A 12,001-nucleotide genomic window follows, 5' to 3' on the forward strand; every position below is an offset into this window, starting at 1 on the left:
GACATGCGAAGAGGGTTTCGGCAGAAGAGCTGCCGAAGTTAAGTACCGTTGAAATGATATCCATCTGTGAACGCCCTCCTGAAGCCAAGAATCGTGCAACTCCCGGTCACTTGGTTGGAGATCATGTTTAGAACATTTTTCTGTATTTAAAATTAAATAGAAATTTTCATTCTGCTGCGATTTTGGAAGATGTGTTAATTGAGGTCGTGTCAGGCTAAACAGCAACGAGTTCTTTTTTATGTCAACAGCGATAAATCCAATGAGAAATGGTGGAATATGTTTGAAGTATGGGTGTGTAGCAATGATCTTGGCGATTAGTTCTTTTCCATCTGCTCTAGCTAAAGAAAAAGTTACGCTCAATGATTTTTATCGGCCGTTTGATCTATCTGATATTAATCAAAATAATATGCAAACTTGGCCATATTACAGATATACATCCATGCACTGGGATGACTATGGCATCTTTGGCACAGTGCATATAATGGGTGCCGATAAACCATCCAATCTGGAGGTAGTTAAAGAGCCCTTTAATATAAGTCTGGAAATCCACAAGGGCTGGCCTTTCGTTGAGTCGCTAAATGCCACTCAAACAAAAGGTTTTCTGGTTATGAAAGATAATAAAATTATCGGGGAGTTTTATGATAATGGACTTGATCACAATCAAACTCAGCTTTTGCAATCCGCTTCCAAAACTTACGCAGGAGTCATTATCTCAAAGCTGATTGATAAGGGTAAGATAGATCCTAATTTGTCGATTGGAGATTATCTCTCTGATTTTGCTGGTTCAAAAATTGGAAAAGCCAAGGTGCAAGAGGTGCTTGATATGACCTCGGGCTTATTACCTGCGACAGATTATCACGTGCCAGGAGGTGAAGCCTATTTATTTGAGGTTGAGCAAGGCTTAAAGCCGGGTAAACCAACTGGACATCGCAATACCATCAAGAATGCTAAAGTCCAGAATGAATCGGGCAAAGTATATACATATAATGATAAAAACACTGATCTATTAGCCATACTTGCAGAAGAAGTTTCAGGGCACCCATTCAACAAGCTTCTTTCAGATCTCTTTAATGATTTTGGGGCAAATAGTTCTGGCTCCATTGCCTTAACCGTTGATGGTACCGCTAGCCCTTCCTATGGTATCAGTACTACCCTACGTGACTATGCACTTTTTCATCAGTGGATTGCACAAGGCAAGGCTCCAAAGAGCTTCTATGATTCAGTAAAAAATCTTGATAAGGACCTTCTTGCTAAATCTAAAAGTGGCAAGGCACTTGCCACTGCGTTGGGTACTCCTGTGGCATATGGGTCTCAAGCCTGGTACTTGCCTGAATACAACGTTATCTACACAGCTGGTTCCTATGGGCAATATGGGTTTAGTGATCTCAATAGCGGTTTGTCTGTGGTCTTTATGCAGGATTGGGAAGACAATGCTGTACCCAAGAAACTAGTTGAAACAGTAGAGCGTGCAAAATTCCTTATTAATAATCTTGGAAAACAAAAAGGATCATAGTGCAAGATCAGTGTTGTAGAAATTCTTTACATGTTAGTTGATGTTGGTCTTGGGGAGGTTGGCTGGGTTATTGTAGGTTAGGCAACCCTTCCTTAAGAATGAGAGATAATTTAAGTCAGCACTCCAAGTGGATTGGTTTAGTGCTTACTTAAATATAAATTAACAGCCACCTGCAAAGCGGGCAGTATGATGTGTAGTAGTTCAAGCTTGATCTCATAGTTACCGGCTTTCAGTTAGTGGTCAAGCCTGAATTAATCCAACTTAGGGATAGTTAGAGCCAGTCTGGCTATAAGATAAATCTTCCTTCCTACTTGGCAGTGGAGCGGAATCATCGACAAGATGTTCTTGACGCAATTCTTGCCATAGTGCATCAGGGATATTAGTTTCCAAAGCCTTAACATCTTCTTTGATTTCGCACCTGGTATCACCGCAGCAATGGCCGGATGTAGCCATTCTCTATTTCACGCTTGCCATGGCAGTCTCAGTCTTGGCTGGGTTTCTTTTGGAGAAGCTTGGCTTTGAACGGTTTGTTCGTGATGAAGCTTACCTGGAGTCCAGAGTTTGTAACTCGGGTCCTAAAAAGAGTGAGGCCCAGCCTGTGGTGGGTGGGGGTGTTTCTGAGCGAGGCACTGCCACATTGCTGGAGCGTACCAAGAAGCTTAAGAAGGGTGATCCAATAAACGAACATACGTTTATTGGCCCGATGATTTCAGAGGGGGAAGCGACAAGATTGTATAACTGGATTAAAGAAGGGGTTGAACAGGGAGGCACGCTTCTCTGCGGTGGTAATCACGATGGTGCCATGCTCGAACCCACGTTAGTAGAGAGTGCCCCCAGTGATTGCAATGTAGTGAAGCAGGAAGCTTTCGGACCTATGGCAATACTGGAGCCTTTGATGATTACGATGAAGTACTGCAAAAGGTCAATGACAGCGCATTTGGTTTGCAGGCCGGGATTTTCACCCGTGATTTGTACAGAGCCCAAAAAGCCTGGGACACCCTGGAGGTGGGCGGCGTGGTAATAGGGGATGTACCCAGCTGGCGGGTAGACAATATGCCCTACGGTGGCGTGAAGGATTCCGGCTTGGGCCGAGAGGGAGTGCGCTGGGCTATTCAGGATATGACCGAGGAGCGGTTGATGGTCGTGCGCTCATTGCCTTCCTAGCTCAAGATTCCTGGGGACTCCTACTACAAAACCTTTTGGGTAACTGCGGAGCTTTGCTAAGAGTTATCCAGTAACTTTTACTTTGCACCTTAATTGTTTATATTTCGATAAGTCTAGAAGTTAGGGTGTTACAGAAAATGGGAATTGATGAGGTAGCCAAGGCCTTAAAAGAACTGGGCCATCCAACTCGGTTATTAATCTATAAAAAGATTGTTAAAGCGGGTATGCCTGGAATTCCTGTGGGTAGCATTCAGGAACAGCTCGAAATTCCCGGCTCCACCTTGTCTCACCATATATCAAGCCTTGTTTCTGCCGGTTTGATCACTCAGCGGCGCGAGAGTCGTACTCTGTATTGTGTAGCTGAATATCAGCACTTAGTGGGTGTTCTTCATTTTTTACAAGATGAATGCTGTAATGATGACTTTGCTGGCCAGGCCGATAGCTGCAGTAAGCCGGAGTGAGAGAGGCGTATCCCTCTTGTCGAGGCTTCCTTCAGCCCCCCCCCTCAATCTTTTTACTCTCCTCCGCTAGCTAGTCACTGGCTTCCTGTTCCATTTTTATTCTTCTGAAAGCAGCCAAGTCTAGTGGCTCAAACATGTTGACCATATGGTCAACCCACGAGACTGAATAGTCCCAAACTGATGGAGTCGATTTGGCTCTAATTAATGCTTCTATATTTCTAGAAATAACTTGACTGCAATCAATATTTCGATAATTCTAGAAATATAGTTATCGTTTTGGAGGAATTTACATGATGTCTGCTGAGTTAGTCACCATGCTGGAGGAGGCACTCAATATGTTTGCCTTCCTCGCAGTTGAGCTGACGGTGTTGTTTTTAGTGATCAGCTACCTTGTGGGGGTGTTGCAGGAGTACATTTCCCCTGACAAAGTTCAAGCAACCCTGAGTTCGCGCCGAGGTAAGGGATATTTTATTGCTGCGCTCCTCGGTGCGATTACTCCATTTTGCTCCTGCTCCACCATCCCGTTCATTAAAGGGCTGTTAAGGGCTAGAGCAGGGTTTGGCCCAGTTGTTGTATTTCTACTTTCCAGTCCATTATTAAATCCAGTGGTTATTGGTCTGTTGGTTGTTACCTTCGGGCTAAATGTAGCCATTCTCTATTTCACGCTTGCGATGGCAGTCTCAGTGTTGGCTGGGTTTCTTTTGGAGAAGCTTGGCTTTGAACGGTTTGTACGTGATGAAGCTTACCTGGAGTCCAGAGGTTGTAACTCGGGTTCTAAGAAGAGTGAGGCCCAGCCTGCGGTGGGTGGGGGTGTTTCTGAGCGAGGCACTGCCACAAGTTTTGCAGCCCAGGGCGTTCCTTTACTTGCAGCAGCAACAGGGTCTGGGTTTGAAAAGGCGGCGACAGCTGGTGGTTGTTCGGCAAAGAAACCAGAGGAAAACACTTGCGCAAACAAAGCTCAGTCAGAGGCTTCGAAACCCAGCCGTTGGTTCACTATCTGGCTGTCTACCTGGAAGGACTTTAAGAAAACGCTACCTTACCTGCTGATTGGTATTACGCTCGGGTCCTTTATTTATGGGTTTGTGCCTACCGATCTGATCGTAGCCTATGCCGGTGAGAACAAATGGTATGCGATACCTATCGCGGCTGTTATTGGTATTCCTCTCTATATTCGCGCCTCGGCCGTCATTCCATTGAGTGCTGGACTGGTACAAAAGGGTATGGCACTGGGCTCAGTGATGGCGCTGATTATTGGTAGTGCCGGCGCTAGCCTGACCGAAGTGATACTGCTGAAGTCGATTTTCAAAACCCAAATGATAGCTGCTTTTTTGACTGTTGTTTTAGGTATGGCGGTAACAGCCGGCTATTTATACAGCTTCCTCTTTTAAGTAATTGTAACTAGAGATTCTTTTAGGAGTAATGACCAATGAAAAACGTCCATGATGTGATTGTTATCGGTGCCGGCCCTATCGGTATTGCCGCCGCGGCTCAACTCTTATCCCGAGGCCTACAACCACTGGTACTTGAAAAAGGTACATCTGCAGGTAGTGCTATGTTGGAGTGGGGGCATGTACGGGTATTTACCCCCTGGTCTTATATGATCGATGAAACGGTTGCTTCCATTCTTCAGAAAAACGGCTGGCACTACCCAGATAAAGAGTACCTCCCTACTGGCAGAGAAATTGTAGAGGGATATTTGCATCCAGCATCACAAACCCCAGAATTGGCTTCGGTAATTATCTACAGCGCTGAAGTGACTGCGGTTTCACGAGAAAATCACAGTAAACACACTTCGTCAGATCGTGATAGTGCGCTATACACGGTGCATTACAAAGATGGTGTAGGCAATACACATATTGAATATGCCAAGTCTATTATCGATGCCTCCGGAACTTGGTCGACACCAAACCCGATTGGTCTTGATGGGTTAGCTGTGCCAGGTGAGGTGGAAAATAGAGATCTAATTACCTACGGGATTCCCGACGTACTTGATAGTGAGAGAGATGGTTACGAAGGTAAGAAGACCCTTGTACTGGGTGCTGGCCATTCCGCGATGAATATCGTCATGGCCCTGCTGAAACTGCAGAAAGATGCACCGCAAACCCGTATAGTTTGGGGTTTGCGTAAGAGCAATATAGACAAACTTCTGGGCAATGGTATCAATGACAAGGTGCCCGCCCGAAAAGAGCTGGGTCTTGCCGCCAAACATGCGATAGACAGCAACGCATTGCAGCTGATAACACAAATCCAAATACAGCGAATTGATCGTGTCGCTGACGGTTTGCGTGTGACCCTTTTGAGTGAAGGTGAGGAAAAAGTACTTGAGGCGGACAAGATTGTTGTCACCACGGGCTTCCGGCCGGACCTGCAGATGCTGCGTGAAATAAGGTTGGATATTGATCCTATCGTTGAGGCCCCTAGTGCACTGGCGCCAATGATAGATCCTAACCTTCATTCCTGTGGTTCTGTAAAGGCCCATGGTGTAGAAGAGTTATCTCATTTCGATAAAGGATTCTATATGGTAGGCATGAAATCTTATGGTCGAGCGCCAACCTTTCTAGCGCTGACTGGCTATGAACAGGTGCGTTCGATTGCTGATGAGTTAGCCGGTAATCACGAGGCTGCTCGGCAAGTTGCTGTGCAATTTCCCAGTAGCTTGGGTAGTTCCGGTGCCACAGCAGAGAGTATTGTATCTTGCTGTAACTAAATGAAATAAAAATTCAAGATCACAAATTAAAAATATAGGTTCTGGCAAGTGCTAACAAAGAGTGCATCTTTGGCTTGCCAGAACATCCACAACGTGATTTGTATAGGGCGGTAGGTGGGTTCTCTTATGAAAGGGCTAGCGTTTATAGAAAACAAGATATAATAAAATCATTTGAAAGATCGTACTCTCCCTGTTTATATCGAGTACGATGTCTTTTTGTAATGTTTGTGTTTCTATATTAAAAAAGTGTCCAGGCCTGATTGGCTGGAGATATCATTTTGAAGTAGTTTAGACTTGATACAACAGTTGTCGGTTATCTAGACAGTGCCCTGTCAGACCAAGCCTGAACTACTACACCTAAGCTACTATTTCTTACTTTTTACAATAAACCCTTACTTTCCATTTGGCAGTGGAACGGAGTCATCGACAAGGTGTTCTTGACGCAATTCTTGCCATAGAGCATCAGGGATATTAGTTTCCATAGCCTCAACATCTTCTTTGATCCTACTAGGTTTGCTCGCACCTGGTATCACCGCAGCAATGGCTGGATTGGCCAGTACAAATTGCAAACCAATAGCCTTAGTGCTAACTCCGTACTTATCGCCAATCGCTTTGATTTTGGAAACTTTTTGCAGTATCGAGTCTGATGCTGGCGCGTACTCAAAATTTGGTCCTCCGACTAGCGCTCCGGAGCTATAGGGGCCTCCAGCTACGATACCGAGGTCGCGTTCTATTATCTGTGGTATTACTCTCTGGAGAGCTCGAGAGTGATCCAGCAAGCTGTAGCGGCCAGCGAGTAAAAAGCCATCGGGGCGGGGTTCTTCAAGATCAAGAAGTATTTCAATCGGCTCCACTCTGTTTACCCCCAGGCCCCAAGCTTGAATTACGCCTTCATCGCGCAGTTTATCGAGAGCCCTGAAAGCACCTTTCCGCGCGCTTTCAAAAATGCCAAGCCATTCGTCACCATAGAAATCCTGGGCAACATCGTGAACCCATGCAATTTCAATACGATCGGTCTTTAACCGCTTGAGGCTGCCTTCTATCGAGCGCATTGTTGCATCGTATGAGTAGTCATTAACAACCTTATTGGGGCGACCATACTTGAAAATCTCACGCTTATCTTGAATATCTCGGTTCGCTACATCTTCAACTTCATCCAAAATTAAGCGGCCAACTTTGGTGCTGATAACATAGTCTTCGCGTGGGAAGCTAGATAACGCCTCACCCATACGAATTTCTGCAAGACCGGCTCCATAGAATGGCGCATTGTCAAAATACCTGATACCGCTATTCCAGGCCGCCTGTACCGTTGCCAAGGCTTCAGCATCCGGAATCTCGCGGAACATATTGCCAAGAGGTGCTGTGCCAAATCCGAGCTTGCTGGGCAATAGATTTTTCAGCTTCACTTGCTTCTCCCATCAATGAAATTCTTAACTTAAGAGTTTTTGACTATTTGGTCAGGTGGTTAAAAATGCCTGACTAGCCAGTTACGTCCCGTTACCAATGTACTTAGCATAAAAACTGCAGCTGATTACTATGGCGATATGGCCTGTTTGTAGTAGCCGACGGTAGTGGGTCGATGGAGTCAGTGTGGGGTAATAGCTTTTGATGAAAAAGCCGTATATAGGCAATATACTATTGATTTAAGGTCAACAATGCAGGTTACCCTCCAAGAGCTCCAGGTATTTATCACTGTGGTAGATACTGCTTCGATCACTTCGGCTGCCGAACGGTTAGAGCAGACTGTCTCCGGGGTTAGCCGTGCATTAGCCCGTTTGGAGAATAAACTTCAAACTACATTGCTACAGCGCACTACCAGGCGTCTGGAATTAACAGAGGAGGGGCAAGCTTTCCTCAAATATGCACGGGATATTCTCATCTCAGTGGAAGAGGCCGAGGAGCAGATGGCGGCCCGCAAAAAGCACCCCTCTGGTCTTCTGCGTATAGACGCCGCCACACCATTTATGCTGCATGTAATAGCACCTATGGTAAATAGCTTCCGAACTAAATACCCTCAGATAGAGCTTGAGCTAAACAGTAATGAGGGGATAACCGATTTGATAGAGAAGCGCACTGATGTGGCTATTCGTATCGGTAAGCTCCAAAACTCAACCTTATATGCCCGGCCAATAGGTTCTAGCAGAGTTCGAATTCTAGCCAGTCCTGGCTACTTGCAACAGCATGATACCCCGGAGGATGTGGAGCAACTCGCCCAACACACCTTGCTTGGCTTTACAAAGCCCGAATCACTCAACAAATGGCCGCTGTATGAGCAGAGTGGGGACATGCTGCACATTAAGCCAACGATTACTTCATCTAGTGGCGAGACTTTACGGCAACTAGCACTATCAGACGCAGGAATCGTATGTTTATCAGACTTTATGACCAAGAGAGATCGCCAAGCTGGGCGATTGGTGCAGCTATTCTCTAGTGAAACCTTAGACATGAAACAATCTATTAATGCGGTTTACTACCGTAACACGGCACTTTCATCACGTATTACTAGCTTTATCAATCACATTCTTGAGGAGCTGGGAGATCAACCATTCGATGAGGTTTAACCACATGCACACTTTTATGCAACAGCGAATCTTAGAGAGTGACGGACTAAGTTAATTTTCTGACTGAAGGATTGACAAGGCTAATTAAAAGCCAAAGCTCAGAATTCCACTATAGTCGGCTTGATAATTTTGCTGGCTATGTATTACGAGATGGGTTTGTCCACGGCGATCTGTTTGATATATACCCGCACCACACCGACTACAAAATCCATATTCTTTTACTGGTCCAGATTTAAAAGAATAGGTATTAAGCTGTTTTGAGGCATCTTCAATGAGAGCTGGATTGGAAGTCTCAACAAAACTTATTGCCCCAGCTACCTTAGGGGAAACTGAGCTGTTGAAAAGTTTGTAATGAATAGCCCCACAGTGACAAGTTAAGTGATTCATGGGTTAATTTCCAGAGTGGATTAGTATGGGTTTAAAGTTTACTATTTGGCCGATCTTAATAAAGATCATCAGCGGAAAGTCATAATTAGCTTTAAGGAAATAGTCGGTGCGGCGGGAATATGATAAGTACCACTTGATCAGTGTCTTTTGTGCGGTAGTGGATCATGGCTCTCTAAGCAAAGCCGGTAGCCATTTGGGCTTGTCAGCGCCAACTGTGAGCAAGACACTGGCTCAATTGGAGCAGGTGCTGGGCCAGGTACTATTGATCCGAACAACCAGATCGGTCTCGGTAACCGATGCAGGCAGGCTTGTTTACCAGCAAGGGCAGCAGATAATCAATGCCTTTACTGACCTGGAAGATCGGGTTGCTGAAATTGGGGCCTTGGACCGGGGCAAATTGCGCTTAACCTTCCCTGAAACATTGGGTGAAAATGTCTTTAGCCAAATATGTATTGACTTTCAAGAAGCCTTTCCAGACTTTAATCTCGAGCTGATCTTTACGCCACACCATTTGGATATGGTTGAGGATGATATTGATATTGCCATCCGTGTTTGGTCGGCAATACCAGATAGCCAGTTTTATGCGTTGCCACTTTTTCATATTCATCCCATTTTTGTGGCATCTCCTGAATATTTAAAAAAGAAAGGGCATCCAGACTCAATCGAAGAACTCGGAAAACATAATATTTTGTTGGCCAGGCTTAATGGTTTGAAAGATGGGTGGCTATTCAATGGCAAGTTCTATCAGTTTAAGGGTAATCTTGTTTCTAACAAGACCACTCATATCCGTGCTGCGGCAATAAATGGCAATGGTATTGCTATATTGCCTTCTTATTTCTGTCAGCCAGCCATTAAATGCGGTCAACTAATAGAGATATTTCCTAATTTAAAGCAAGAGGTTCAAGTAGTTGGCGCTCTGTATAAAGTTAGGCGTAATAGCTCAAAAAAAATAGATTTGTTTTTGAGTTTTCTAGAAAGGCGTTTACGAAAGTCAGATTTTGATTTGTTAGTTTCAGCGGAGTCCGAGTAGCTCGGCAGCGTGGAATTCTATTGAAAAACTGAATGTCAGGATAATGTTAGATTACTTACCTGGTAATAACACATTCATAGTGTGAGCAATTGAGTGTGTTCGTTCTTCCCCAAACAAGCAGGTTACGAGTGCAAGTGCGAACTCTATCGCGGTTCCGGGTGATTGGCTGGTCACTAAGTTCCGGTCAACAACCACTCGCTGATCGCTGACTTCCTTTACATATTGACTAAGCTCACTACGAAAAGCTTTGTAGCAAGTTGCTTTAAAATTGGTAATTAACTGATGTCGGCCAAGTACGATTACTGGGGCGGTACAAATTGCCCCTAACCAACGGCTGGATTCGATTTGTGCGCGGATAAGCTCCATTAGAGGTTCCGAGTTATGCATACACTCGGCACCTTCCTTACCTCCTGGCAGAGCTATTAAATTCCAAGTGGTATTTAAACACTCCTCTATACGATAAGGCGCTTCGATAACAAGATTTCGTAGAGTAGTGATGCGATTACTCGGCATAATAGAAGCTAGTGTTAGCTCCGCATCCGTCCGACTTAAAATGTCGTAGATAGCAATGGCCTCGATATCTTCAACGCCATCTGCAAGGGGGATCAGTATTTTGGACATGGATACAGCTCCAAAAGGCTAGGACTTAAGTATTTATAGGCTTTCTAACCTAACGCCACACCTTAAAGCTAATACCCAGCTCAGGGAGTTAGGTCCATACGGACCCAACTCATTGACCCTTAAAGCTTAGCCTCGTATACGCCGCACCCGGAATTTACGCCCTTTCAGTTTTCCATTTTCGATCTTTTTCAGTGCTTGAGATGCCACATTTCGTTTGATCGCAATATAGGCGGTTTGATCCAGTACGCTGATCTTGCCTACATCTTTACCGTTGATGGGGCGATCGCCGCCGGTTAATGCACCCAGAATATCGCCGGGGCGGACTTTTTGTTTTTTGCCGCCATCAATTTGCAAGGTGGCCATGGGTGCCTGAAATGGAGGCTCGCTTAGGATATCAGCAGGCGGTGGTGTATCGGGATCGGATAGCGGGTCTTGGGCCAGATCCATTCGCAGTAGTTTGTGGCCTTCCTTCTCCGAAAACAGGGAGTAGGCGCAACCGCGTTCACCGGCGCGGCCAGTCCGTCCGATGCGATGGGTGTGTACTTCCGGATCTTTGGCAATATGAAAGTTAATCACTGCATCCAGTTTGTCGATATCCAGGCCGCGCGCCGCTACATCGGTGGCCACTAGAATCGAGGCGCTGCCATTGGCGAAGCGAATCAGTGTTTCGTTACGTTGGCGCTGCTCCATATCGCCATGCAAGGCGAGCACATTGAACCCAGCTTGCTTCAGGTCATTGGCGACGTCATCGGTCTCGCGCTTAGTGTTACAGAAAATCAGGGTATTGACTGGCCTGTCATTGAGTAAAATGCGGCGGGTCATCTCCAGGCGATCATCGAAGCTCTCAGTTTTGTAAAAACGTTGTTCGATCACCTCCTCACTGTGCGCGGACGCAACGCGTACCATCACCGGCTTTTGCATAACTCGTGCACTGAGCCGTTCAATTTGATCCGGGTAAGTCGCGCTGAACAGTAACGACTGTCGCCGAGCTGGCACCTGCGCCAGAATGGTATCAATAACGTCCTGAAAGCCCATATCGAGCATCCGGTCGGCTTCGTCAAAGACAAGTGTGTCGACATGCTCTAAAGATAGGGTTCCCTTGCGCAGGTGTTCTTCGATGCGCCCTGGTGTACCAACAATAATGTGCGCCCCATGCGCCAGGGAGCCAATCTGTGGGCCAAACGGCATACCGCCACACAGGGTCAAAATCTTAATATTGTGTATTGCCCTGGCCATTCGGCGTAGTTCCTGCGCAACCTGGTCGGCAAGTTCCCGTGTGGGGCACAGAATCAGCGATTGAATCCGAAATCGCTCAACACTGAGCCGCTGCAGCACCCCCAAACCGAAGGCTGCCGTTTTACCGGAGCCGGTTTTTGCCTGTGCAATGACATCTTTGCCGTTGAGTATGAGAGGAAGTGTCTTGGCCTGGACCTCGGTCATTGATGTGTAGTTGAGAGACGCCAGGTTTTTCAACAGGGCTGGCTTCAAGGGGAGTTCGGAAAAAGGGGCAGTCAAGGTAAATCCTGGAGTCGTTGAATGTCAAATACACGTATTACT

At 45.9% G+C, this 12,001-nt stretch carries 11 protein-coding genes and 1 pseudogene; 8 read left to right on the forward strand and 4 right to left on the reverse strand.

Annotated elements, in window-relative coordinates; all coding sequences use genetic code 11:
- The first annotated feature begins 238 nt into the window (after positions 1-238).
- The 6 genes and pseudogenes from ACJJIT_RS08710 to ACJJIT_RS08735 all read left to right on the forward strand — a co-directional run bounded on the left by ACJJIT_RS08710 (position 239) and on the right by ACJJIT_RS08735 (position 5,845).
- Entirely contained in the window at positions 239-1,513 is a 1,275-nt protein-coding gene (locus ACJJIT_RS08710) for a serine hydrolase domain-containing protein (RefSeq protein ID WP_444900674.1), read from the forward strand.
- Positions 1,514-1,985: 472 nt separating this feature from the next.
- Positions 1,986-2,339, forward strand: a pseudogene (locus ACJJIT_RS08715) (aldehyde dehydrogenase family protein); the annotation flags it as partial.
- Positions 2,340-2,353: 14 nt separating this feature from the next.
- Positions 2,354-2,677, forward strand: coding sequence for an aldehyde dehydrogenase family protein (locus ACJJIT_RS08720; protein WP_444900675.1), 324 nt, complete (start codon positions 2,354-2,356; stop codon positions 2,675-2,677).
- A gap of 137 nt (positions 2,678-2,814) precedes the next feature.
- On the forward strand, positions 2,815-3,138 hold the full coding sequence (locus ACJJIT_RS08725; RefSeq protein WP_444900676.1) for an ArsR/SmtB family transcription factor: 324 nt from the start codon (positions 2,815-2,817) through the stop codon (positions 3,136-3,138).
- A gap of 293 nt (positions 3,139-3,431) precedes the next feature.
- Positions 3,432-4,526: a permease gene (locus ACJJIT_RS08730; RefSeq protein ID WP_444900677.1), complete on the forward strand. Its 1,095-nt coding sequence runs from the start codon at positions 3,432-3,434 to the stop codon at positions 4,524-4,526.
- 38 nt (positions 4,527-4,564) lie between these two features.
- Positions 4,565-5,845 carry an NAD(P)-binding domain-containing protein gene (locus tag ACJJIT_RS08735; protein WP_444900678.1) on the forward strand — a complete coding sequence of 427 codons (1,281 nt, stop codon included), beginning with the start codon at positions 4,565-4,567 and terminating at the stop codon, positions 5,843-5,845.
- 392 nt (positions 5,846-6,237) lie between these two features.
- On the opposite strand, the gene ACJJIT_RS08740 is transcribed toward ACJJIT_RS08735, so the two are convergent.
- A complete protein-coding gene (locus ACJJIT_RS08740) occupies positions 6,238-7,251 on the reverse strand; it encodes an aldo/keto reductase (RefSeq protein ID WP_444900679.1) in 1,014 nt (337 codons plus the stop codon).
- Positions 7,252-7,500: 249 nt separating this feature from the next.
- Here ACJJIT_RS08740 and ACJJIT_RS08745 point away from each other — a divergent pair, with 249 nt between their 5' ends.
- A complete protein-coding gene (locus tag ACJJIT_RS08745; protein WP_444900680.1) occupies positions 7,501-8,406 on the forward strand; it encodes a LysR substrate-binding domain-containing protein in 906 nt (301 codons plus the stop codon).
- Between the two features lie 84 nt (positions 8,407-8,490).
- Here the strand turns inward: ACJJIT_RS08745 and ACJJIT_RS08750 are convergent, their stop codons facing one another.
- Positions 8,491-8,793, reverse strand: coding sequence for a hypothetical protein (locus ACJJIT_RS08750; RefSeq protein WP_252081726.1), 303 nt, complete (start codon positions 8,791-8,793; stop codon positions 8,491-8,493).
- Positions 8,794-8,899: 106 nt separating this feature from the next.
- Between ACJJIT_RS08750 and ACJJIT_RS08755 the strand changes: the two genes are divergently transcribed.
- On the forward strand, positions 8,900-9,823 hold the full coding sequence (locus tag ACJJIT_RS08755) for a LysR family transcriptional regulator (protein ID WP_444884774.1): 924 nt from the start codon (positions 8,900-8,902) through the stop codon (positions 9,821-9,823).
- Positions 9,824-9,874: 51 nt separating this feature from the next.
- Here ACJJIT_RS08755 and ACJJIT_RS08760 read toward each other — a convergent pair whose 3' ends face one another.
- Both ACJJIT_RS08760 and dbpA read right to left on the reverse strand, forming a co-directional pair.
- On the reverse strand, positions 9,875-10,444 hold the full coding sequence (locus ACJJIT_RS08760) for a DJ-1 family glyoxalase III (protein WP_252081724.1): 570 nt from the start codon (positions 10,442-10,444) through the stop codon (positions 9,875-9,877).
- A 126-nt stretch (positions 10,445-10,570) separates the two neighbouring features.
- Positions 10,571-11,959, reverse strand: coding sequence for an ATP-dependent RNA helicase DbpA (gene dbpA, locus ACJJIT_RS08765; protein WP_444900681.1), 1,389 nt, complete (start codon positions 11,957-11,959; stop codon positions 10,571-10,573).
- Positions 11,960-12,001: the final 42 nt, after the last annotated feature.

Source organism: Microbulbifer mixtoriginis (SeqCode) (genome assembly GCF_052467515.1).